Here is a 22,062-nt window from a genome sequence, read left to right on the forward strand (position 1 = left end):
TCCGATGAACACGCTTCACACCCCCGGCCTCGCGGAACTCCGCTCGGCCGTCGATCAATCACGAAGCGCGCCCTCGATCCACAACTCGCAGCCCTGGCAATGGACCACTGATGGGCGCGTCCTGCGCCTGCGCCTCGACGAACTGCGGACGCTACGTCACGCGGACCCCCACGGGCGCCAGGCGATCATCAGCTGCGGCGCGGCCCTGCACCATGCCCGCGCCTCGCTGCGTGCCGCCGGCTGGGAGACGCGCGTCCACCCGATGCCTGGCCAGGATCCCCGGATCCTGGCCGAGGTCACCGCCGTCCCGCTCGATCGTCCTGATCCGCGCGTGGCCCGGATCGTGGCCGCCATCCCACAGCGCCGCAGCGATCGCCGCCCCTACCGGCCGATCGAGCCGACCACGCTCGATGCTCTCGCGGCCACGCTCGCCACCGCTGCCCACGAGCTCGGCGTCTCCAGCACCCTCATCGACCACGACCTGCTGCCATTGATCACGCAGGCATCCGGCATGGTCACCGCCCAGCACCGGTACGACACCGACTACCAGCACGACACTCACTGGTGGATCGGCGCGCGGACCCGCGACGAAGGCATCCCGGCCACGGCGCTGCCCCGCCCGGGCACTGGCAATGCCGCGGGCCGAGACTTCCAGACCGAGCGCGGCACGCTCGCGGCCACCAGCACGAACGACGGCGCTCGGATCCTCGTTCTCGCGACTGCCGGGGACTCGCCGACCGAGTGGCTGATGGCGGGGCAGGCGCTCTCCGCTGTGCTGCTCGAGGCCACGGCACGAGGGGTGGCGACATGCACGCTCACCCACATCACCGAGGAACCTGGGCCTCGGGACCTCGTCCACCAGGCAGCCGCGCGATCCGGGCCCTCCCTGGCGCTGCCGCAGGTCGCGGTACGCCTGGGCCTCGCGAGCGGACCGGCACTGCCACCAGTTCCGCGGCGGCGGCTCGAGGACACCCTGGAGACCGAGTAGAGGGCTAGCGCGCCACGAGGCTGCCCTGCCGGTGCCGGTACCGACGCCGGATCACGATGAACCCGATCCACGACACGATCACGCATCCGAGCAGTGCCGCCCGGGCGAGGCCAAGATATTGCTCCGGGTAGATCACGCCGGTCAGGTAGTGGTCGATGAAGCCCGACTCGGGCAGCCCCTCCTCGCCAGCACGGTCGCGCGCCCAGTCCTCGACATAGGTGAGCGGGCAGTACCACGCCACGCCCAGCATGTTGATGACCGTCAGCCCCACGGCCCACGCCACGCACAGCACATGCAGGATGATCGTGCGCGGCCAGCGCCAGGCCAGGAAGCCCCCGAGCATCGCGTAGGCGAGGAACAGGAAATGCGTGACCATGGTGACATCGCCGATGATCCGGTAAAGCATGGTCCGCCTCCTGCCTTTCCCTCCATGCTAGGCGGGCCCGGCAGACTCAGCATCCGGGAAGGACGAACGCCGTGTCACCATGCGGAGGGCTTGTAGTCCTTGAGGAAGCAGCCATACAGGTCCACGCCGTTCTCGCCCTGCACGATCGGGTCATACACGCGCGCCGCGCCGTCGACGAGATCGAGGGGCGCGTGGAAGCCCTCCTCGGCGAGCCGCACCTTGGTGTAGTGGGGGCGCTCATCGGTGATCCAGCCCGTGTCCACAGCGGTCATCAGGATGCCCTCGTCCTTCATGTCCTCCGCGCTCGTGCGGGTGAGCATGTTCAGCGCGGCTTTCGCCATGTTGGTGTGCGGATGCCCGGGACCCTTGTAGCGCCGCGAGAACTGGCCCTCCATCGCCGAGACGTTCACGATGTACTTGCGGCGAGCAGGGGAGGCTGCCAGGGTGGCGCGCAGGCGGGACACCAGGATGAACGGGGCGACCGAGTTGCACAGCTGCACCTCGAGCAGCTCCAGCGGATCGACCTCGTGGACGCGCTGCACCCAGCTGTTGGACCGCGCGAGGTCGGGCAGCAGCCCGCCCGCGTCGATCGCGACGCCCTGGCTGATGCGCTCCACCGTCGCGGAGCCTGCCCGCAGGGCCAGCGAGGTCACCGTGGCGGCGTCGAGCCGGGAGGCGTCCATCGCCGCCACATCAAGATCACCCGTGAGCGCGGCGGGGTGCAGCTGGCTGGGCTTGCCGAAGGTCACGACCTCCGCGAGCTCGCCCGAGGGCAGCGGGGCCGACTCGGCGTCGGCGAGCGCGCTGTAGGCACCGGGGGAGCGGCGCACGGTCTGCGCGGCATTGTTGATGAGGATGTCTAGCCGACCATCCCCCTGCATCAGTTCTGCCAACGACACCACCTGCGCGGGATCACGCAGATCGATTCCGACGATGCGGAGCCGGTGCATCCAGTCGCCGCTGTCCTCCATCGCGGCGAACCGGCGCACGGCATCCTGCGGGAACCGTGTCGTGATGGTGGTGTGCGCGCCATCGCGGAGCAGCCGCAGAGCGATGTACATGCCGATCTTGGCACGGCCACCGGTAAGCAGGGCGCGTCGTCCAGTGAGATCCGTGCGGGCGTCACGCTTCGCGTGGCTCGAGGCCGCGCACTGCGGGCAGAGCTGGTGATAGAACGCATCGATCTGGGTGTAGTCGGTCTTGCAGATGTAGCAGCCCTGGGGCTGGAGCAGCGTGCCCGCCGAAGCGCCCCGCGCCGTGGACGTCAGCGGGATGCCCTCGGTCTCATCATCGATGCGTGTCGGCGAGCCCGTGGCGGTCGACTCGATGATCGCCCGGTCATGGGAGTTCTTCTCCGCCCGGGCCTGCACGCGGCGGCGCCGCTTCAGGGACTTGAACAAGCCACCCACCGCGCGCTGCACGGTGAGGGAATCGGGATGCTCGGGATCAAGCTCACCGGCTTGCTCCAGCACGCGCAGGCAGGTCGCCAGCTCGTCAGGATCGATCATGAGGGGTACGTGCCAGCCATTCTGTGCTCCAGTCGCCGGGCCGTCGAGCCACCCCGCGCGCGATCGTGCCGTCGTCTCGGTCAAGCGGCCCGGGCTAGCCCGGGCGCGGCGTCGATGATACCGCTCCACCAGCGGCATCGTGAATTCCGGGACTAGCATCGAGGGGGCATCACCACCAGCAATGAATGGAGCTCCGATGAGCGATTACGCCGACCGCGTGCGGATCGTCCCCCAGTTCACCAGCGACGATAGCGATGTGATCAATGGGATCCTCTTTGGCCGCCTCGATGCCAGGCTTTCCCGCTGGATGCCGGAGCAGGTAGAGATGGAGATCTCGGTCAAGGAGCGAGACACCCCATCGCAGCGCGTCGTCCTCGAATGCTGGATCTCCGGCATGCCCAAGCTCGTGGCCACTTCCACCGAGCAGCAGATCGAGAAAGCCCTCGCGGAGGTGCGCGACGAGCTGTGGAGCCAGCTCGACAAGGAGATCTCGAAGCACGAGGACCAGCGACGGCGCTGATCGCTGGGCGGGTGCTGAGCCGAGCCAGAGGAGCACCGCGAACCAGCTAGCGCTTCAGCTTCACCCTGGAGCAATGAAAACCTGGAGCAATGAAAAACACCCTGCATCGTGCTGATGCAGGGTGTTTCTTCTGTGTCCGAGGGGGGACTTGAACCCCCACGCCCTATACGGGCACTAGCACCTCAAGCTAGCGCGTCTGCCATTTCCGCCACCCGGACATGCGCGGTTTTTTGCGCGTGCCGAGATAGGTTAGCCCATCGATGCACGTAGTCCAAAATCCGCTGCTCAAACCGCATGTTTGGGGTAATCCAGCCAAGCATCCCTGACTTCCCCCTCCCGCGATGGTAGGAAAGGAGTGTGATGGCCGACAAGCACAGCACTCCAGGATCCGAGCCTGTTCCCGCCAGCGGAACCGCGGGGGAACGCCACAGCGCCGCCGAGGCGGAGGTCGTGGATATCGTCAGCCGCCTCATCCGCTTCGATACCACGAACACCGGCGATCCCGAGACCCTCAACCCCGAGCGCCCCTGTGCCGAATGGGTCGCCGAGCAGCTGCAGGAGGCCGGGTACGAGACCACCTACGTCGAGTCGGGCGGGCCGGGCCGCGGCAATGTCTTCGCCCGGCTGGCGGGTGCGGACCCCGCTCGCGGAGCCTTGATGATCCACGGCCACCTCGACGTCGTTCCCGCCGAGCCAGCTGATTGGAGCGTGCACCCCTTCTCCGGCGCGGTGGAGGACGGCTACGTGTGGGGCCGCGGCGCGATCGACATGAAGGACATGGTCGGCATGACCATCGCCCTCGCCCGGCAGTTCAAGCGCGAGGGCACCGTGCCACCCCGCGATCTGGTGTTCGCGTTCCTCGCCGATGAGGAAGCGGGCGGCAAGTTCGGTTCCCACTGGCTGGTGGAGAACCGGCCCGACCTCTTCGACGGTGTCACCGAGGCGATCGGCGAGGTTGGCGGCTTCTCCCTCACGGTGCCCCGGCCGGACGGCACCGATAGGCGCCTGTACCTCGTGGAGACGGCCGAGAAGGGCATCGCCTGGATGAAGCTGACCGCGAAGGCCCGCGCCGGACACGGCTCCTTCCTGCACGAGGACAATGCCGTCACCTACCTCGCGGAGGCCGTGGCCCGGCTTGGCCGGCACCGGTTCCCGCTGGTGCTCACCGAATCGGTGCAGCAGTTCCTCGCGGCAGTAGGGGAGGAGACCGGACTCGACCTCTCCCCGGATTCCCCCGATCTCGAGGGCACCCTCGCCAAGCTCGGCAGCATCTCCCGCATCATTGGCGCCACCCTCCGCGATACCGCCAACCCCACGATGCTCCGCGCCGGCTACAAGGCCAACGTCATCCCGCAGACCGCCGAGGCGGTGGTCGACTGCCGCGTGCTGCCCGGTCGACAGGCCGCGTTCGAGAAGGAGGTCGATGAGCTGCTCGGCCCCGACGTGACCCGCGAATGGGTGACCAAGCTCGATAGCTACGAGACGACGTTCGATGGAGACCTCGTCGATGCCATGAACGATGCGCTGCTGTCTCAGGACCCCGGCGCGCGCACCGTGCCCTACATGCTCTCCGGCGGGACGGATGCGAAGGCGTTCGCCAAGCTCGGGATCCGCTGCTTCGGGTTCTCTCCGTTGAAGCTGCCGCCCGATCTCGATTTTGCCTCGCTGTTCCACGGTATCGACGAGCGAGTACCCGTCGACGCGCTGCGCTTCGGAACCCGCGTCCTGGGAGAATTGCTCAGGCGCTGCTAGCCCGGCTCGACAACTCACTGCTACAACGAGAACAACGAGAGGAAGCGCAATGGTCATCAATCCCTACGCCTCATTGCCCGTGCTGCCCACCTTCACCGTGACGTCCACAGATGTCACCGATGGCGAGCGCCTCGCCATGCCCCAGGTGTCCGGGATGCTGGGCGCGGGCGGAGAGGACATCTCCCCGCAGCTGTCCTGGAGTGGATTTCCCGAGGAGACGAAGAGCTTCGCCGTCACCGTCCTCGACCCCGATGCCCCCACAGGATCCGGCTTCTGGCACTGGGCCGTGGCCAACATCCCCGCCAGCGTCACCGACCTGCCCTCCGGCGCCGGCGCGAAGGACAGCAACGCCATTCCCGATGGTGCTGTGCAGCTGGGCAACGACGCTGGCTTCCGTGGCTACATCGGCGCCGGACCGCCTGCCGGTCATGGGATCCACCACTACTTCATCGCGGTGCACGCCGTGGCGACCGAGAGCATTGACCTGTCCGAGACCGCGACGCCCGCGTTCCTCGGGTTCAACCTCTTCTCGCAGGCCATCGCTCGCGCCGTGATCGTTGGCACCTACAGCCAGGAGTAGCGGGCTTCTGCCCGCGCGGCCAGAAGTGGAAGCTTTTCCCCGCCCGAGCGGGAAGAGCTTCCACTTTCAGGCCTGGTTCCCGCGGCCGGGGGCAATCCTCGAGCGCTAGCGGGCGCCTTGCCGGTTCTCGCTGCCGACCGCTTCCGCGAGCGACGCGTAGCCGTGGGCGCGGAGCTTTCGGGCGATGCCCTGGTGGATGCGGCGGGGCCACAGCGGTCCGCCGTAGATGTAGCCGGTGTATCCCTGGAGGAGGGAGGCGCCGGCCTGGATGCGTTGCCAGGCCTGGTCGACCGTCTCGATGCCGCCCGCGGAGACGAGGGTGATGCGCCCGCCGGTCCGGCGATGCAGTCGCCGGAGCACCGCCAGTGAGCGGTCAGCGACAGGGGCGCCCGAGAGCCCGCCGGCCCCCATGGCCTCGACCTCGGCCGCCGGGGTATTGAGGCCCGCGCGAGAGATGGTGGTGTTCGTGGCGACGATGCCGTCGAGCTCGAGGTCAAGCGCTAGATCTGCCACGGCGTCGATGTCCTCGTCGGAGAGGTCTGGGGCGATCTTGACGAGGACAGGCACGGTGACGGCGGCGCGGATGGCCGTGAGGAGTGGGCGCAGGGACTCGACGGCCTGGAGATCGCGCAGCCCTGGGGTGTTGGGGCTGCTGACGTTGACAACCAGGAAGTCGGAGAGCGGCCCGAGCAGGCGCGCGGAGGCGAGATAGTCGTTGATGGCCTCATCGGTGGGCACGATCTTGGTCTTGCCGATATTGGCAGCGATGGGAATGCTGGTTCGTCGCTTGCGGAGGTTGTTGGTGGCAAAGCCGGCGCCGTGGTTGTTGAAGCCCATGCGATTGATGAGGGCGTGGTCGGCGGGCAGGCGGAACAGCCGTGGCGCGGGGTTGCCGGGCTGCGGGTGCGCGGTGACGGTGCCGATCTCGGCATAGCCGAAGCCGATGGGGCCCCAGGAGTTGACGGCAGCCGCGTTCTTGTCGAACCCCGCGGCGAGCCCAAGCGGGGCGGGGAACTCGACGCCGAAGGCAGTGCTGCGAAGGATCGGGTCGTGGCGGGCGAGCAGGGCGTTGCTGATCCAGCTCAAGGGCCGGATGATGCCCACGACCTTGATCGCGCCAAACACGAACCGATGGATGACCTCCGGGGGCAGGAGGAACATCAGCCTCAGCAGTATGCGGTACACCATTTCTCCCTGATCGTGCGGCTAGCGTGCGTCCGAGGTCCGGATGCGCTGGATGCCATCACCGGTCGCGGACGCTATGTAGACAAAACCATTGTCGCTGTCAATGGTGACAGAGTCGGGTTGCCGCACGGTCGAATACCGGGCGACCTCCACAGGTATCCCGGTGTCGAGCGTGTAGGCGCCAATCTCGTTGTGGCCGGTCTGGGTGATCCAGGCGACGTCCTCCCGTGCATCGTAGGCAATGCCGTGGGGCGCGCCGGGGATTGGATAGCGCTGGCGCAGGATGAGCCGGTCGAGCGAGTACACCAGCAGCTCCCCGTCGCGCGTATTGGCGACGAGGATGCGTCCCCGCGGATCGGTGATCATGGTCGATGCGCCGTTGCCCGCTCGGAGCGCGAAGCCCACGGTTTCCTGCTCGAGCAGTACCTCGGTGATCTTGGACTGGCGGCGGTCGAGCGCGGCAACGCTGCCGCCCACGCTGACGAGCACATCGGTGCCGACGAGGCCGGTGATCTCGGGCTCGCCCAGCGACCGCGATTCCGATGCGGGATCGAGGACGTGGATGGCCCCGTCGCTGGTGCCGACCGCGATCGCGTGGTTGTCGATGAACGTGATGGAGGCAAGGGTCGCTGATCCGTCGAGGCGGGCGATCTCGCGCGGCCGCGGGCGCGCGAGGTCCATCGCGAGCACTGAGGCTCCAGCAGTGACGTAGGCCGTGCCGGCACCGTCGAGGGCGAGGGCAGTGGGGGTGCCGGGGAGCTCGATCCGCTCAAGGTCCTCCGGCGGCGCATCGGTGGGCGCGGTGGCGAGCCCGCGGGCAATGAGGACTGCCTGCTCGGCGAGCATGATGGTCGAGCCGGTAGTGGCATCCCAGTGGATGCCATGGACCCGGGCTTCGAGCGGCACGATGTCGAGGCCCTCGGTATCGACCTGCTCGGGAGCCGCTGCAGGGGTCGCCGGAGGCACGGTGGGCACGTTTGGGGAACCCGACTGGTCGCCGCAGCCCGGCAGGGCAAGGGCGCACGCCAGCGCGAGCACGGCGGGGAGGGATCGGCGTGTATTCACGATGGGATAGGGCCTTCCAGTGCGCGGGACGACGCGTGCTGACACGACAAGCCTCGCGAAAAGCGCGATGCGGGCGTGTCGTTGGCGGTACCGTGAGCGTTGCAATGGTAAGGGATGCGCCCACGGCGGTCGCGCCTCGAACCAACCATTGCGCTCTGCGTGTCTAGAGGAACAACGTGGTTACTCACCAGCATGGAGGTAATGGCATGACAGCGGACACCGCTTCCGGCTTTGTCATCGACGACCTTTCCCTCGATCCCTACGCCCACGGGTTCGGGCAGACGCCCGATGGGCGCACCTTCACCTTCCAGGTCCGCAATCACCTCCTGCACGTGGAGGTGTACCGACCTGGGCTCTCGACAACCGTACCCGACACGACGGATGTCGCAGGCGCAGCGGACCTCTCCATCGTCGACATCGACGTCGCTGACGAGCGCAGCGTCGTCGCGGCAGTCCGCGACGCGGTGACCGATACCGAGCACCGGCTCGATCATGCGCGCGCCGAGAGCGCGCTTGCCTCGTGGCTCCACCGCGTCACGTCCCTGCTCGTCTGGCGGGAGCCGAGCCACAGCTCTTGCTGATCCGCCGTCCGCGCGCCGCCAACACCGATCGCGCGGTACCGTTCTAGCCATGAAACTCGGCCTGAATGCTGGCTACTGGGGGCTCGGCAACGACGGTGGCAACCTCGAGGTGGCGAAGCGGGCGGAGGAGCTGGGATTCTCCTCGGTCTGGGTGGCGGAGGCCTATGGCTCCGATGCCGCCACGGTGATGTCCTGGATCGCCGCGCACACCTCCCGCATCGACATCGGATCCGCGGTCATGCAGATCCCGGCGCGCACCCCGGCCATGACCGCAATGACCGCAGCGACCCTCGACACGATGTCCGGTCACCGCTTCCGGCTCGGCCTGGGCGTCTCGGGCCCACAGGTCTCCGAGGGCTGGCACGGCGTGCGGTTCTCCCAGCCGCTCGCTCGAACCCGCGAGTACGTGGACATCGTGCGGTCCGCGCTGCGCCGCGAGAAGCTCGTCCACCAGGGCAAGCACTACACCCTGCCGCTGCCCGATGGTCCGGGCAAGCCCATCCACCTGACGGTGCAGGGCGCGCGCGAGGACATCCCCATCTATCTGGCAGCGATCGGGCCGCGCAACCTGGAGCTATCCGGGGAGATCGCCGATGGCTGGCTCGGCATGTTCGCCTCGCCAGGAATGCTGCCCGACCAGCTCGCGCATGTGGAAGCGGGCCGGGCGAAGGCAGGCAAGACGCTCGCCGGATTCGACGTGGCGCCCACCCTTCCCTTGGTGCCCGGCGATGACTGGCGCGCGGCCGCGGACGCGACCCGCATGTTCACCGCGCTCTACGTGGGCGGAATGGGCAGCCGGGAGAAGAACTTCTACCATCAGAACGCCACCCGAATGGGCTACGGCGGCGCAGCGGACGAGGTGCAGGAGCACTTCCTCGCCAAGCGCTACGCCGACGCGCAGGCCGCGCTGCCCGTGGAGTTCCTCGACGAGGTCGGCTTGCTCGGCCCGGTCGACCGGATCGCGGAGAAGATGCGCGCGTATGCCGAGGCGGGCGTCACCAATCTGATCATCAGCGTGATGCCTGGACTCGATCCGTTCTCCGTCCTGCGCACCGCCATCGAGGCGTACGAGAAGTCAGGAGTCGCTGAGTGAACCAGCTCGTGGCGCAGGCCGCCGGGACGGCCGAGCACATGTCCTGGCTGCAAGTGATCGTGCTGTCGATCATCCAGGGGCTCACCGAGTTCCTGCCCATCTCGTCCTCCGGGCACATGCGCCTGGCCGATGAGCTGATCTTTGGCACTGACGCGGGAGCATCGTTCACCGCGGTCTCCCAGCTGGGCACCGAGGCCGCGGTGCTGGTGTTCTTCGCCAAGGACATCTACTCCATCGCGCGCGGCTGGCTGCATGGCCTCATCAGCAAGGAGGCGCGCCAGGCGTTCGAGTACCGGATGGGCTGGTACATCATCATCGGCTCGTTGCCCATCGGCGTGCTCGGCTTCATCTTCCGCGACGAGGTTCGTGAGGGGGCGCGCAACCTGTGGATCATCGCGTGGATGTTCATCATCGCCGGCCTGCTGCTCGGTGCCGCCGACTACTGGGGCAGCAAGCGTCGTCCCGTCGCGGAGATCAACGGCAAGGACGCCGTCGGCATGGGCATCGCGCAGGCGTTCGCGCTGATCCCCGGGGTCTCCCGCTCTGGCGGCACCATGACCGCGGGCCTCGCGATGGGCCTCGATCGCTACGCCGCCGCCCGGTTCTCGTTCTTCCTCGCCATCCCCGCCGTGGTGGCATCGGGCTTGTTCAGCCTGCCCGATGCGTTCGATCCGGCGGGAACGGGCCTGAGCGCCACGGCGCTGCAGCTCGTGGTGACGACCGTGATCACGTTCATCATCGGCTACGCCACCATTGCCTGGTTCCTGCGGTTCGTCCAGAGCTACTCGATGATGTGGTTCGTGGGATACCGGGTGATCGTCGGCGTGATCATGCTGGCACTGCTGTCGGCGGGCACGATCAGCGCGACGTGACCGCGGGCTAGGCTCCCGCCATGGCTGGGGCACGGCCTCCTGCACCGGCATTACAGTGAGGGCATGACGGTCCTGCTGCTGCGCCATGGTCGATCCCACGCCAATACCTCCGGCATCCTCGCCGGGCGCAGCAGCGGCATCAGCCTCGACGAGCGTGGCCTGGCCCAGGCAAGCGACCTGGTGGAGCGGCTATCCGGGGTGCCGCTCGTCGGCATCGTGCATTCGCCATTGCTGCGCTGCGCGCAGACCATCGCGCCACTGGCCGAGCGCCTCGGCGTCGAGCCGATCGCTGACGATCGGCTCATCGAGGTCGACTATGGCTCGTGGACGGGCCGTTCGCTGGCCGACCTGATGAATGAGCCATTGTGGCGGGTGGTCCAGCAGCACCCAGCGGCTGTGGCGTTCCCTGGAGGGGAGTCGATGCCAGCGATGCAGGCCCGCGCAGTCGCCGCGATCCGCGAGCACGATGAGCAGCTGCGCGTGGAGCACGGTCGCGATGTCGCGTGGCTGGCCTGCTCGCATGGGGACATCATCAAGGCGGTCGTGGCGGATGCGCTGGGCCTGCACCTCGACGGGTTCCAGCGGATCGTCGTCGAGCCCGGCTCGGTGAGCGTGATCCGATACACCGAGACGCGCCCGTTCCTGCACCACTTGAACGACCACGGCTCGAGCTTCGACGGGCTCGGGCACCATGGGGATGGCGGCGGCACGTCATCGGAGGCTGCGGTGGGTGGCCATGTGCCTCGCTAGCATCGAGTCGCGCTACCGAAACCGCACACAGTAGGGTTGGAGAAGCCATGTCACGCGTGATCCATGTTTTCCGCAGCCCCGATCGTTTCATCGCCGGAACCGTCGGGCAGCCCGGCGATCGCACGTTCTACCTGCAAGCGACCCATGAGAAGCGCGTGGTCTCCGTGATGCTCGAGAAGCAACAGGTGCAGGTGCTCGCCGACCGCGTCGGGGCAATGCTCGACGAGGTGCGCAAGCGGTTCGGAGCTCCCGTGCCACCACCCGCCGATGAGTTCTCCGATACCGATCCGCTCATCAGCCCGGTGGAGCCGGAGTTCCGGGTCGGCACGATGGGCCTCGGCTGGGACGCTGAGGCCGGTTCGGTGGTCGTCGAGCTGCTCGCCATCACCGAGGGCGAGGTCGATGAGTCCGTCGTGCTCGGCGACGCGGAGGAGGGGCCCGACGCCCTGCGTGTCTTCCTGGTGCCCGAGCAGGCGCGGGAGTTCGTGGCGCGCGCCCATTCCATCGTCTCGGCGGGCCGGCCGACCTGCCCGCTCTGCGGCGAGCCACTCGATCCCGAGGGGCACCTGTGCATCCGGCTCAATGGCTACCGCCGTGGCGTGCACATCGATCCGCATGAAGCGCCCGAGAGCGACGACGACGAGTGACCACGGGCACCGCGGGCGTGCTCGGCGAGGGCGAGCTCGCGATACTGGGCCGCATCCCGGCCGCGAGCAACGTCAGCTTCCTGTGCGACGCGCAGCTCGACGGGACCTGGCAGCGCTGCATCTACAAGCCCGTGCGCGGCGAGCGGCCGCTCTGGGACTTTCCCGACGGAACGCTGGCCGGGCGCGAGCGCGCGGCGTTCCTCATCGATAGGGCGCTCGGCATCGGTGCCATACCGGTGACCGTGCTGCGCGACGGCCCGCACGGGCCAGGGATGGTGCAGGAATGGATCGACACGAGCGAGGACACCGACGATCTCGTTGGTGTTTTTCCGGCCTCGGCGATTGAGCCGGGCTACCTGCCCGTGCTGCGCGCGTGGTCCGACGACGACCCGCCGCAGGAGCTGGTCATCGCGCACCGCGACGATCCGCGACTGCGCGAGATCGCTCTGCTTGATGTGGTGCTGAACAACACCGATCGCAAGGGTGGTCACGTCCTGCGCGACAAGCATGGACGGATCCACGCGATCGATCATGGGATCTGCCTGCATTCCGATGACAAGCTGCGCACGGTCCTGTGGGGGTGGGCCGGGCATCCGCTTGCCGACAACGAGCGTGACCGCCTGGGCGCGCTCGCCATCGCGCTCGAGGGGAGCCTCGCGGAGGAGCTGGCCGAGCATCTCACCTTCGCTGAGCTCACGGCGCTTCGCGATCGGACAGAGTGGCTGAGGGAATCAGGCTCAATGCCTCTTCCCGCATCACCGAACCCCATCCCGTGGCCACTCTGGTAGCTGCGGGCCGGAAGGCGCGCGACTGTGGCGAGGCGGGGCGCAGCGCCTACAGTGGGAGACATGCTGTCCTGGTCTGCCCCTGATCTGCCCTCCATCGGGGCACCGCATCGCCGTGGCCCGGCGCTCCGCCTGTTCGACACCGCCGATCGCGCGCTGCGGCCCGTGGCTCCCGGCCCGACCGCCACGATGTACGTGTGCGGCATCACTCCGTACGACGCCACGCATCTCGGGCATGCTGCCACCTATCTTGCCTTCGACATCATCAACCGCGTGCTGCGCGACCTCGGGCACGATGTGCACTACGTGCAGAATGTCACCGATGTCGACGATCCACTCTTCGAGCGCGCCGAGCGCGATGGCGAGGACTGGATCGTCCTGGGAATGCGCGAGACAGCGCTTTTCCGCGAGGACATGGAGGCCCTGCGGGTGCTCCCGCCGCGCGACTACATCGGGGCTGTCGAGTCGATCAACGAAGTCATCGAGATGGTCGAGAAGCTTGTTGCCTCAGGCCACGCCTACACCGTCGACGATCCCGAGTACCCGGATGTGTATTTCCCCATCTCCGCGACCGAGCAGTTCGGCTATGAGTCAGGCTATGACGCAGAGACCATGAGTCGCTTCTTCGCCGAGCGCGGTGGCGACCCCGAGCGGCCAGGCAAGCGGGATCCGCTCGATGCACTGGTGTGGCGCGCGGCCCGGCCCGGCGAGCCCTCCTGGGAGTCACCCTTCGGCACGGGACGGCCCGGCTGGCACATCGAATGCTCGGCCATCGCGCTCAATCGCATCGGCGTTGGCTTCGACATCCAGGGCGGCGGCAGCGATCTCATCTTCCCGCACCACGAGTTCTCCGCGGCGCACGCCGAGGCCGCGACGGGCGCGCATCGCATGGCGCGGCACTACGTGCATACCGGGATGATCGGCCTCGACGGCGAGAAGATGTCCAAGAGCCGCGGGAACCTCGTGTTCGTCTCGCGACTGCGCGGGCAAGGGGTGGATCCTGCCGCGATCCGCTTGGCGCTGCTCAACGGGCACTACCGCGAGGACCGGCACTGGACGGACGAGCTGCTCGCCGACGCGGAGCGCAGGCTTGCCCGCTGGCGCGACGCAGTCCGGCAGGACGGGGCGCCTGACGCCTCGGGCGTCATCGCCGAGGTGCGCAGGCATCTCGCCGATGACTTGAACACGCCGGGCGCGCTGGCCGCGCTGGATTTCTGGGCAGCGGAGGCCACGGACCGGGGTGGCCGGAGCGCCACGGCTGGTGCGGACGTTGCCGCCGCCGTCGACGCCCTGCTCGGAGTGCCGCTGCGGGGCTAGCGGGCTGGACCAGGCTGGCGCGAGGCCGCGGGTGGCGTGCTGCCGCAAACGCGATAGAAGCTGCGGAAAACGGGGCTTGCTTTCTATCGCGTTTGACAGTTTCCAGTGCTTCTACCGCCCGAGCCCGAGCCCGAGCCCGCCCAAACCCGAGCCCGAGCCCGAGCCCGAACCCAAGTCGGCCTGCCCACTCGGGCCCGCTGCCGGAAGTCATCTTGTGTGCGCTATCACACCGTGTTTGCCGGGAATTCACGGGCAATCCTGAAACATTGCTCCAGCAACTACCGATAGTCAGGGTAGAACGTCGCGCTCGCTACGCGCGGCGCGCGCCCAAGCCGCACTGCAGACCTAGGTGGAGATCAACACGATGCGCACTGCCGCCTTGACCATCAGCGTGACCAACCTCACAGCCGAGCCACTCGTCGTCGATTCGCCAGCCTCGCTTGCCCTGGCGTCAACACGTCACCCCGTGCCAGTCTCCGGGACGGTCCCTCCCCAAGCTACGGTCGCTATCCGGGTCCCCGCGACCAACGCGCATGGGTTGACGCTCCATGTCGGCGGTGACCGCGATCGCCCGGTGTTCCTGTACCTGGGCGAACCGGGGGAGCACTCCGGGATCGAGGCCTGGTGCCCCCCGACCTATACCGCGGGAGTCAGCCAGACGGGCTCGAGTGGCTACTCCTTGACGATCGCGCCAGCGTTGCGCGCGGCCCGTCCCGTCGCGCTGGCTAGCTAGGTGGATCAGCCAGGCCACGCGGAGTAGCTTCGAGTAGTGAGGCTCGATGACACCAGCACCTGGATGACCCATTTGAACGAGGCGGCGCAGGCGTCAGCGATCATGCACGTCCTGCTGCTAGACCCCAGTCAGGCGGTGTCAGTTCCTGATACGCCGGAATCGTTGCGCCAGCTAGTCGCTGAGCGCCTCGAGCATCATCCCTGTTTCCAGTCCCGCCTCGTCCGCGCTCCAGCCGGCCTGGGCAGCAGCCACCTCGTCCTTGATCCAGGCTTCGATATCGCCGAGCATGTCTGTGTCGAGGCACTCGACCCGGCGCTGACCTGGCAGGAGTTCTGCGACCGTCTCGTCGCGATCCGCTATGAGCGCCTCGATCCGCTTCGCCCTCCCTGGCATGTGATGCTCCTGACCGGGGTGCCCGAGGGCCACGGCACCAGGCCGGGGACGATGGCTCTCGTCGTTCGCACCGAGCACGCCGCGATGGACGGAGCAGCCTCTGCAGGATTCGTGCGGGCCCTCCTGGCGGTGGCGCCCCTCGCTCTTGCGGGCGCTTCGCCGGGAAAGCGCGCCCGGGCAGCCCCGACCGCCGCTGCGATCTCCGCGATCAATATCGCCGAGCTGCCGCGGCGCGCTCGGCGGATCGTCACGAGCCTCGGGCACGCGCGGGCCAGATCGGGGCGGACCGGCGGGCCGATCGACGGGCTCGGCGGCAGCGGACCACGCGCGGCCACCGATCCATCGGGCACGGGGCGCCACTACTTCATCGTCACGACCTCGCTCCGAGCAATGAACGAGGCGCGGGCCAGCATCGCCGGCGCGACGGTGAACGATGCCGTGCTGTCGGTGATCGGCGGTGCGCTGCGCCGATACCTGCGGGAGCATGCGACGCTGCCCCTGGAGTCGCTGAGATCGATCGTCACTGTTTCGACCGCGCCGAGCACGGATGGCCGGGAGAGGTTGCTGGGCAACGATTTTGCCATGGTGATCTTTCCCTTGCGCACAGATATCGAGGATCCGCTGGTGCGGCTCGCCGCGATCGCCAAGGCATCGGGGCGGATCAAGACCGGGCTCGCCGAGGGGCCGCGGTTGCACGGGGAACGTGCCATGCAAGCGATACCGCCCCTGTTCCTCCCGCAGGCGCTGAAGCTGCTGGGCCGGCTGCAGCGACGGCGGGCGAAGGGGCCCCAGGCGCCCATGGCCAACGCGGTGCTCGTCAATGTCCCGATCGGTCCCGGACCTCTCGCGCTAGGCGGGGCGCCCATCTATCGGTCCTTTGCGGTCCCGTTCATCGAGGGGCTGGGAGTTGCTCACTGGGTCTCCACCCTGGGCGATGACATGACGATCGGCGTCCTGTCCTTGTCGGGGAGCATCACCGACCCGGATTCATACCGGGAAGCGTTCGAGCAGGAGCTTGCCACGATGCGCGCCGCGCGGTAGGCCACCGCCGCCCCGCGTGGCCAGTGACGGCAACAACCAGGGACGGTTCCTCCCTGAGACCGCTGGCTCCTACCAGGGGCGGCGTCGCGCAGGGCCGTCCCGGCGTTCCAGCGTTTCCAGGGTGCTGACGATGACACGCGTGTAGGTGGCGATGCTGCCGGCAATCAGCAGCAGCATCGCTAGCGGCAGGAGGAACGGCAATCCATCGAGATCCTCGAGCACCGTGGCGCGGGCGATGAACACGCCGACCCCTGCCCAGAGCAAGGCAGCGCTGGCCCGCCAGTACGTCCTGGGGCCGCTCGCCGCGAACGCGAGCACGGTCGCGGTTATCAGTGCGATGGCGACCAGCGCGAGGATGGCGAACATGCGACCCTCCTGTTCTCGACGTGGGTGGTACTCCTCCAGGATCCCGGATCCGCGGCGCGAGCGCGAGGCGCGCGGCTAGGCAGGCGAGCCTGGCCCATGCCCGCCCGCTGTGCCGGGGCCGCGGCGACGCAGGTAGCGCTCGAACTCGTGGGCGATATCGTCACCATCGATCTTCGATGCCAGTTGCCCGAGATCATCCTCGGCGTCGCCGCGCTCCTCGAGCGCACGGACGTACTCCGCGATCTCCTCGTCGTCCTCGGCCATCTCGCTGATGGCCTGCTCCCATTCCTCGGCCTGGACGGGCATCTCGCCGAGCGGGACCTCCACATCAAGGACATCCTCGATGCGGCGCAGCAGCGCGACGGTGCCCTTGGGATTGGGGGGCTGCGCGACATAGTGCGGGATCGCGGCCCAGAAGCTCACGGCGGGAATCCCGCGCCGCACGCACTGGTCCTGCAGCACTCCCACGATGCCGGTGGGGCCCTCGTACTTGGTCTGCTCCAGACCGTACTGCTTGGCGACCTCGGCGCTGAATGCCGTGCCCGTTACGGGAACGGGACGGGTATGCGGGGTGTCGGCGAGCAGTGCCCCGATGAGGATGATGCGGGTCACACCGAGGGACTCGGCGAGCCCGAGGAGCTCGTCGCAGAAGGTCTTCCACCGGAAGTTGGGCTCGATTCCGCGCAGCAGCACGAGGTCATGCTCGCTGCCCGGTGGCGTGCAGGCCGAGATGCGCGTGCTGGGCCAGGTCACCTCGCGGGTTATGCCGTTGACCAGTTGCACGTTGGGCCGGTTGACCTGGTAGTCGTAGTAGTCGTCGGCGTCGAGCTCAGCCAGCGGCGAGGCATCCCAGATGAGCTCCAGGTACTCCACCGCATCGGTGGCGGCGTCGCCCGCATCGTTCCATCCCTCGAACGCGGCCACCATGATGGGGGCACGCAGGGCTGGCGGGTCGTTGGTCTCGTAGCGGAAGCTCACATATGCAGCCTACGACCGATTGGGCCCGGCCCGCGTGCCGGTGCTTGGTTTCGGCCCGACTGGCGGAGCAGGTAGCGTGGCGATCTGCTCTCGCGCGGCAGCGCGAGCACCGATGATGAGGATTGTCGGCCCCGACCATTACCCTGGAGACCATGCCTGTGCCTTCGTCGAAGTTTCTCGATGCCTTGTCCCGCCGTGTCCTGATCGGCGACGGCGCGATGGGCACGATGCTGCAGGCGGCGGAACTCACCCTCGACGACTTCCGCGGCCTCGAGGGCTGCAACGAGATCCTGAACGAGACGCGGCCCGATGTCCTGCGTCATATCCACCTGTCCTATCTCGAGGCGGGCGCGGACGCGATCGAGACCAATACGTTCGGGTGCAACCTGCCGAACCTCGCGGACTATGACATCGAGGATCGCATCCGGGATCTCGCCGAGCAGGGCACCCGCCTCGCGCGCGAGGCATGCGACGAGTACAGCCCCGGCGCGGATGGCATCGGGCGCTTCGTGCTGGGGTCGATCGGCCCGGGCACGAAGCTGCCCACGCTCGGCCATGCGCCTTTCGCTGCGCTGCGCGATGCCTATTCCGAGTGCGCGCTCGGCATGATCGATGGGGGCGCGGACGCGATCCTCATCGAGACGAGCCAGGACCTGCTGCAGGTCAAGGCGGCGATCATTGGCGCGCAGCACGCGATGGACAAGTCCGGGACGCGCCTGCCCATCATCACGCACGTCACCATGGAGACCACGGGAACGATGCTGCTCGGCAGCGAGATCGGCGCCGCGCTGACCGCGCTCGAGCCACTGGGCATCGACATGATCGGGCTCAACTGCGCCACCGGGCCCGAGGAGATGAGCGAGCACCTGCGCCATCTGTCCAAGCATTCCCGGCTGCCCGTGTCGGTGATGCCCAACGCGGGGCTCCCGGTTCTCGGGCGCAACGGCGCCGAGTATCCCCTGACTGCCGACGAGCTCGCCACCGCGCTCACCGGATTCGTCACCGACTACGGACTGAGCCTGGTAGGGGGCTGCTGCGGCACCACTCCCGAGCACATCACCGCGGTTCGGGACGCGGTCCGTGCCGTCGAGAAGGCTCACCGGGATCCGCGACCCGAGCCGGGCGTGGCATCGCTGTACTCGGCTGTCCCGTTCGAGCAGGACAGCTCCATCCTGATGATCGGCGAGCGCACCAACGCCAATGGCTCCAAGGCATTCCGCGATGCCATGCTCGACGCCGATTGGCAGAAGTGCCTCGACATCGCCAAGGACCAGACGCGCGATGGCGCGCACATGCTGGACCTGTGCATCGACTACGTCGGCCGTGATGGCTCCGCGGACATGTCCGAGGTCGCCTCCCGCCTCGCCACCTCCTCGACGCTGCCGATCATGCTCGATTCGACCGAGCCGGAGGTGCTGCGGGCCGGTCTCGAGCACCTGGGCGGGCGGTGCGCCGTCAACTCGGTGAACTACGAGGACGGCGCCGGGCCGGATTCGCGGTTCCAGAAGATCATGCGGCTGGTCAAGGAGCACGGGGCCGCAGTAGTGGCGCTGTGCATCGATGAGGAGGGGCAGGCCCGCACCGCCGAGTGGAAGGTGCGCATCGCCGAGCGGCTCATCGAGGACATCACCACGAACTGGGGATTGCTCGAGGAGGACATCATTGTTGATTGCCTCACGTTCCCCATCTCCACGGGCCAGGAAGAGGTGCGCCGGGATGGGCTCGAGACCATCGAGGCCATCCGGCTGCTCAAGGAGAAGCACCCCCGCGTCCACACCACCCTCGGGGTGTCGAACATCTCCTTTGGCCTGAACGCGGCCGCCCGGCAGGTACTGAACTCGGTGTTCCTCCATGAGTGCACCCAGGCCGGGCTCGATACCGCCATTGTGCACGCGTCGAAGATCCTGCCGATGTCGAAGATCGGCGACGAGCAGCGCAAGGTCGCGTTCGACCTCGTCTACAACCGCCGCCGGGATGACTATGATCCGCTGCAGACGTTCATGGAGCTGTTCGAGGGCGTCTCCGCGGCCTCGGCGCGCGAGTCCCGGGCGGCGGAGCTGGCCGCGCTGCCCCTGTTCGATCGGCTCGAGCGGCGCATCGTCGACGGTGAGCGCAATGGCCTCGAGGACGATCTCGATGAGGCGATGGGGGAGAAGCCGCCGCTCGCCATCATCAATGATCACCTGCTCGCGGGCATGAAGGAGGTCGGCGAGCTCTTCGGGTCTGGCCAGATGCAGCTACCGTTCGTCCTCACCTCCGCCGAGGTGATGAAGACTGCCGTCGCCCACCTCGAGCCGCACATGGAAGCCACTGATGAGGACGGCAAGGGCCGAATCGTGCTCGCCACCGTCAAGGGCGACGTGCATGACATCGGCAAGAACCTCGTCGACATCATCCTCAGCAACAACGGCTATGACGTCGTCAATCTTGGCATCAAGCAGCCCATCTCGACGATCCTCGATGCCGCCGTGGAGCAGCGGGCCGATGTCATCGGCATGTCCGGCCTGCTCGTCAAGTCCACCGTGGTGATGAAGGAGAACCTCCAGGAGATCAACCAGCGCGGCATGGCAGGGCAGTTCCCTGTCCTGCTCGGCGGGGCCGCCCTCACCCGCACCTACGTCGAGAATGATCTGACGGAGGTCTACGAGGGCCAGGTCCGCTATGCCCGCGATGCGTTCGAGGGACTGCGGCTGATGGACACGATCATCGCGGAGAAGCGCGGCCAGGGGCCCGACCCGGACAGCCCCGAGGCCATCGAGGCCCGCCGCAAGGAGGAGGAGCGCAAGGCGCGGCATGAGCGATCCAAGCGCATCGCCGCGAAGCGCAAGGCCGAGCAAGTGCCCATCGTCGTTCCCGAGCGTTCCGACGTTGCTGCCGACATGGATGTGCCCACGCCACCGTTCTGGGGCACCAGGGTGGTCAAGGGAATCAGCTTGAACGACTACTCCACCACGCTCGACGAGCGAGCCCTGTTCATGGGGCAGTGGGGCCTGCGCGGTGTCCGGGGCAGCGAGGGGCCCAGCTACGAGGAGCTCGTCGAGACCGAGGGCCGGCCACGCCTGCGCTACTGGCTCGACCGGCTCGCCACCGAGGGCATCCTCGCCCACGCCGCCGTCGTGTATGGCTACTTCCCCGCGGTATCGGAGAAGGACACCGTGCACGTGCTCGAGTCCCCCGAGCCTGATGCCCCCGTGCGGTGCTCGTTCACCTTCCCCCGGCAGCAGCGGGACCGGTTCCTGTGCGTGGCGGACTTCGTTCGCTCGCGGGAGCGGGCGCGCGAGACGGGGCAAGTGGATGTGCTGCCTTTCCAGCTCGTCACGATGGGCCAGCCCATCGCGGATTTCGCCAATGACCTGTTCGCCGAGAACGCCTACCGCGACTACCTCGAGGTCCACGGCATCGGCGTGCAGCTCACAGAGGCCCTCGCCGAGTACTGGCACCAGCGGGTGCGCGAGGAACTCGTCTACGAGAGCGGCACCAAGGTTGCCAGCGATGATCCAGAGGACGTCCAGGAGTTCTTCAACCTTGGGTACCGGGGAGCCCGCTACTCCTTCGGCTACGGGGCCTGCCCCACCCTCGAGGATCGTGCCACGCTCGTGGACCTGCTCGAGCCAGAGCGGCTTGGCGTGGTGCTGTCCGAGGAGTATCAGCTGCATCCCGAGCAATCCACCGATGCCTTCGTGCTGCACCATCCCGAGGCGAAGTACTTCAATGTCTGAGCCCGGCAGCACCGGGGGGCCGTCCGCGATCCTCTGGGACATGGACGGCACCCTCCTCGACAGCGAGAAGCTGTGGGACGTCTCCTTGGAAGCGCTCGCGGAGCAACTCGGCGGCACCCTCTCCGCAGAGGGACGCGAATCGATGGTCGGCTCCAACATGGCGCACAGCCTCACCATCCTCTTCGACGATCTCGGCATCCCCTGCACGCCCGAGGACCTCGCCACTGCCCGGAAGTGGCTGCGCGCGAAGACCGCCGAGCTGTTCGACGCGGGCCTCGAATGGCGCCCCGGTGCCCGCGAGGCGCTGGAACTCGTTGGCCGCAGCGGACTTCCCATGGCGCTGGTCACCAACACCGAGCGTTTCCTGACCGAGCGGGCGCTAGGCACTCTCGGGAGGGACAGGTTCGGCGCCATCGTGTGCGGCGACGAGGTGCAACTCGGCAAACCGCACCCTGAGCCCTATCAGAAAGCAGCCGAAATGCTCGGGCTGCGCCCCGCCGAATGCCTCGCCATCGAGGACTCGCCGACCGGCACCGCCGCCGCCGAGGCCGCGGGCACGACCGTGCTCGTCATCCCCTGCGCGGTGCCCGTCCCGGCCGGGCCGCGCCGCATCCAGCGCGACAGCCTCGAGGGTCTCACCCTTGATGAGCTGCGCTCCATCTGGATGCCGAGCTAGCAGCGCGGCAAGATCGCAACGGGTCGAATGGCTGGGCTCCGGGGCCTGCAGGCACGCCCACTGCGCGCTTCGCGATCCCGCCGATCGCTGAGTAGCGTATATACGCC

Annotated in this window: 21 protein-coding genes and 1 tRNA gene; 15 read left to right on the top strand and 7 right to left on the bottom strand. The window is 67.8% G+C overall.

What is annotated here, in order from left to right; translation table 11 throughout:
* The first annotated feature begins 4 nt into the window (after positions 1 to 4).
* Positions 5 to 988 carry an Acg family FMN-binding oxidoreductase gene (locus QC765_RS03840; protein WP_278313082.1) on the top strand — a complete coding sequence of 328 codons (984 nt, stop codon included), beginning with the start codon at positions 5 to 7 and terminating at the stop codon, positions 986 to 988.
* 4 nt (positions 989 to 992) lie between these two features.
* Here QC765_RS03840 and QC765_RS03845 read toward each other — a convergent pair whose 3' ends face one another.
* Entirely contained in the window at positions 993 to 1,394 is a 402-nt protein-coding gene (locus QC765_RS03845; protein ID WP_278313083.1) for a DUF2784 domain-containing protein, read from the bottom strand.
* A gap of 74 nt (positions 1,395 to 1,468) precedes the next feature.
* The gene (locus QC765_RS03850; protein WP_278313140.1) at positions 1,469 to 2,902 is read right to left on the bottom strand and encodes an SDR family NAD(P)-dependent oxidoreductase; all 1,434 of its coding nucleotides are present in this window, start codon (positions 2,900 to 2,902) and stop codon (positions 1,469 to 1,471) included.
* Positions 2,903 to 3,098: 196 nt separating this feature from the next.
* Here QC765_RS03850 and QC765_RS03855 point away from each other — a divergent pair, with 196 nt between their 5' ends.
* Positions 3,099 to 3,422 carry a hypothetical protein gene (locus QC765_RS03855; RefSeq protein ID WP_278313084.1) on the top strand — a complete coding sequence of 108 codons (324 nt, stop codon included), beginning with the start codon at positions 3,099 to 3,101 and terminating at the stop codon, positions 3,420 to 3,422.
* Between the two features lie 133 nt (positions 3,423 to 3,555).
* Here the strand turns inward: QC765_RS03855 and QC765_RS03860 are convergent.
* Positions 3,556 to 3,640, bottom strand: a tRNA-Leu gene (locus QC765_RS03860).
* 142 nt (positions 3,641 to 3,782) lie between these two features.
* On the opposite strand from QC765_RS03860, the gene QC765_RS03865 reads away from it, so the two are divergent.
* Positions 3,783 to 5,174: a M20/M25/M40 family metallo-hydrolase gene (locus QC765_RS03865; protein ID WP_373876650.1), complete on the top strand. Its 1,392-nt coding sequence runs from the start codon at positions 3,783 to 3,785 to the stop codon at positions 5,172 to 5,174.
* A 49-nt stretch (positions 5,175 to 5,223) separates the two neighbouring features.
* Entirely contained in the window at positions 5,224 to 5,754 is a 531-nt protein-coding gene (locus QC765_RS03870; protein WP_278313086.1) for a YbhB/YbcL family Raf kinase inhibitor-like protein, read from the top strand.
* A gap of 105 nt (positions 5,755 to 5,859) precedes the next feature.
* Here the strand turns inward: QC765_RS03870 and QC765_RS03875 are convergent, their stop codons facing one another.
* Positions 5,860 to 6,939 (bottom strand): quinone-dependent dihydroorotate dehydrogenase, encoded by a 1,080-nt coding sequence (locus tag QC765_RS03875; RefSeq protein WP_278313141.1) that lies wholly within the window; start codon positions 6,937 to 6,939, stop codon positions 5,860 to 5,862.
* 21 nt (positions 6,940 to 6,960) lie between these two features.
* Positions 6,961 to 8,004, bottom strand: coding sequence for a hypothetical protein (locus tag QC765_RS03880; RefSeq protein ID WP_278313087.1), 1,044 nt, complete (start codon positions 8,002 to 8,004; stop codon positions 6,961 to 6,963).
* Between the two features lie 206 nt (positions 8,005 to 8,210).
* Here QC765_RS03880 and QC765_RS03885 point away from each other — a divergent pair, with 206 nt between their 5' ends.
* From QC765_RS03885 to QC765_RS03925, 9 genes are all read left to right on the top strand, one after another.
* Complete coding sequence (locus QC765_RS03885; RefSeq protein WP_278313088.1) at positions 8,211 to 8,585, top strand: hypothetical protein; 375 nt, start codon at positions 8,211 to 8,213, stop codon at positions 8,583 to 8,585.
* A gap of 49 nt (positions 8,586 to 8,634) precedes the next feature.
* Complete coding sequence (locus tag QC765_RS03890) at positions 8,635 to 9,678, top strand: LLM class F420-dependent oxidoreductase (RefSeq protein ID WP_278313089.1); 1,044 nt, start codon at positions 8,635 to 8,637, stop codon at positions 9,676 to 9,678.
* A gap of 38 nt (positions 9,679 to 9,716) precedes the next feature.
* Positions 9,717 to 10,550: an undecaprenyl-diphosphate phosphatase gene (locus QC765_RS03895; RefSeq protein WP_278313142.1), complete on the top strand. Its 834-nt coding sequence runs from the start codon at positions 9,717 to 9,719 to the stop codon at positions 10,548 to 10,550.
* A 63-nt stretch (positions 10,551 to 10,613) separates the two neighbouring features.
* Positions 10,614 to 11,300 carry a histidine phosphatase family protein gene (locus tag QC765_RS03900; protein WP_278313090.1) on the top strand — a complete coding sequence of 229 codons (687 nt, stop codon included), beginning with the start codon at positions 10,614 to 10,616 and terminating at the stop codon, positions 11,298 to 11,300.
* A 47-nt stretch (positions 11,301 to 11,347) separates the two neighbouring features.
* On the top strand, positions 11,348 to 11,947 hold the full coding sequence (locus tag QC765_RS03905; RefSeq protein WP_278313091.1) for a DUF3090 domain-containing protein: 600 nt from the start codon (positions 11,348 to 11,350) through the stop codon (positions 11,945 to 11,947).
* Positions 11,944 to 12,735: an SCO1664 family protein gene (locus tag QC765_RS03910; RefSeq protein ID WP_278313092.1), complete on the top strand. Its 792-nt coding sequence runs from the start codon at positions 11,944 to 11,946 to the stop codon at positions 12,733 to 12,735. The genes QC765_RS03905 and QC765_RS03910 overlap by 4 nt, the downstream gene beginning before the upstream one ends.
* Before the next feature lie 60 nt (positions 12,736 to 12,795).
* On the top strand, positions 12,796 to 14,049 hold the full coding sequence (gene mshC / locus QC765_RS03915; protein ID WP_278313093.1) for a cysteine--1-D-myo-inosityl 2-amino-2-deoxy-alpha-D-glucopyranoside ligase: 1,254 nt from the start codon (positions 12,796 to 12,798) through the stop codon (positions 14,047 to 14,049).
* 364 nt (positions 14,050 to 14,413) lie between these two features.
* A complete protein-coding gene (locus tag QC765_RS03920; RefSeq protein WP_278313094.1) occupies positions 14,414 to 14,782 on the top strand; it encodes a hypothetical protein in 369 nt (122 codons plus the stop codon).
* Positions 14,783 to 14,845: 63 nt separating this feature from the next.
* Positions 14,846 to 16,216 carry a wax ester/triacylglycerol synthase domain-containing protein gene (locus QC765_RS03925; protein WP_278313095.1) on the top strand — a complete coding sequence of 457 codons (1,371 nt, stop codon included), beginning with the start codon at positions 14,846 to 14,848 and terminating at the stop codon, positions 16,214 to 16,216.
* Positions 16,217 to 16,285: 69 nt separating this feature from the next.
* Here QC765_RS03925 and QC765_RS03930 read toward each other — a convergent pair whose 3' ends face one another.
* A complete protein-coding gene (locus QC765_RS03930) occupies positions 16,286 to 16,582 on the bottom strand; it encodes a hypothetical protein (protein WP_278313096.1) in 297 nt (98 codons plus the stop codon).
* A gap of 75 nt (positions 16,583 to 16,657) precedes the next feature.
* Entirely contained in the window at positions 16,658 to 17,509 is an 852-nt protein-coding gene (locus QC765_RS03935; protein ID WP_278313143.1) for a PAC2 family protein, read from the bottom strand.
* 203 nt (positions 17,510 to 17,712) lie between these two features.
* Here QC765_RS03935 and metH point away from each other — a divergent pair, with 203 nt between their 5' ends.
* Together metH and QC765_RS03945 are read left to right on the top strand one after the other, a co-directional pair.
* Positions 17,713 to 21,279 (top strand): methionine synthase, encoded by a 3,567-nt coding sequence (metH, locus tag QC765_RS03940; protein WP_278313097.1) that lies wholly within the window; start codon positions 17,713 to 17,715, stop codon positions 21,277 to 21,279.
* Positions 21,272 to 21,955 (top strand): HAD family hydrolase, encoded by a 684-nt coding sequence (locus QC765_RS03945; protein WP_278313098.1) that lies wholly within the window; start codon positions 21,272 to 21,274, stop codon positions 21,953 to 21,955. The genes metH and QC765_RS03945 overlap by 8 nt, the downstream gene beginning before the upstream one ends.
* Positions 21,956 to 22,062 lie beyond the last annotated feature (107 nt).

Origin of the sequence: Hoyosella levis, assembly GCF_026008515.1 — a bacterium.
GTDB lineage: Bacteria > Actinomycetota > Actinomycetes > Mycobacteriales > Mycobacteriaceae > Lolliginicoccus > Lolliginicoccus levis.

Coding starts and splice junctions, on each gene's coding strand:
- QC765_RS03920 (WP_278313094.1), top strand. CDS start 14,414: ATGCGCACTGCCGCCTTGACCATCAGCGTGACCAACCTCACAGCCGAG.
- QC765_RS03890 (WP_278313089.1), top strand. CDS start 8,635: ATGAAACTCGGCCTGAATGCTGGCTACTGGGGGCTCGGCAACGACGGT.
- QC765_RS03850 (WP_278313140.1), bottom strand. CDS start 2,902: ATGATCGATCCTGACGAGCTGGCGACCTGCCTGCGCGTGCTGGAGCAA.
- QC765_RS03865 (WP_373876650.1), top strand. CDS start 3,783: ATGGCCGACAAGCACAGCACTCCAGGATCCGAGCCTGTTCCCGCCAGC.
- mshC (WP_278313093.1), top strand. CDS start 12,796: ATGCTGTCCTGGTCTGCCCCTGATCTGCCCTCCATCGGGGCACCGCAT.
- QC765_RS03905 (WP_278313091.1), top strand. CDS start 11,348: ATGTCACGCGTGATCCATGTTTTCCGCAGCCCCGATCGTTTCATCGCC.
- QC765_RS03870 (WP_278313086.1), top strand. CDS start 5,224: ATGGTCATCAATCCCTACGCCTCATTGCCCGTGCTGCCCACCTTCACC.
- QC765_RS03925 (WP_278313095.1), top strand. CDS start 14,846: ATGACCCATTTGAACGAGGCGGCGCAGGCGTCAGCGATCATGCACGTC.
- QC765_RS03900 (WP_278313090.1), top strand. CDS start 10,614: ATGACGGTCCTGCTGCTGCGCCATGGTCGATCCCACGCCAATACCTCC.
- QC765_RS03855 (WP_278313084.1), top strand. CDS start 3,099: ATGAGCGATTACGCCGACCGCGTGCGGATCGTCCCCCAGTTCACCAGC.
- QC765_RS03945 (WP_278313098.1), top strand. CDS start 21,272: ATGTCTGAGCCCGGCAGCACCGGGGGGCCGTCCGCGATCCTCTGGGAC.
- QC765_RS03840 (WP_278313082.1), top strand. CDS start 5: ATGAACACGCTTCACACCCCCGGCCTCGCGGAACTCCGCTCGGCCGTC.
- QC765_RS03845 (WP_278313083.1), bottom strand. CDS start 1,394: ATGCTTTACCGGATCATCGGCGATGTCACCATGGTCACGCATTTCCTG.
- QC765_RS03930 (WP_278313096.1), bottom strand. CDS start 16,582: ATGTTCGCCATCCTCGCGCTGGTCGCCATCGCACTGATAACCGCGACC.
- metH (WP_278313097.1), top strand. CDS start 17,713: ATGCCTGTGCCTTCGTCGAAGTTTCTCGATGCCTTGTCCCGCCGTGTC.
- QC765_RS03935 (WP_278313143.1), bottom strand. CDS start 17,509: ATGGTGGCCGCGTTCGAGGGATGGAACGATGCGGGCGACGCCGCCACC.
- QC765_RS03885 (WP_278313088.1), top strand. CDS start 8,211: ATGACAGCGGACACCGCTTCCGGCTTTGTCATCGACGACCTTTCCCTC.
- QC765_RS03895 (WP_278313142.1), top strand. CDS start 9,717: ATGTCCTGGCTGCAAGTGATCGTGCTGTCGATCATCCAGGGGCTCACC.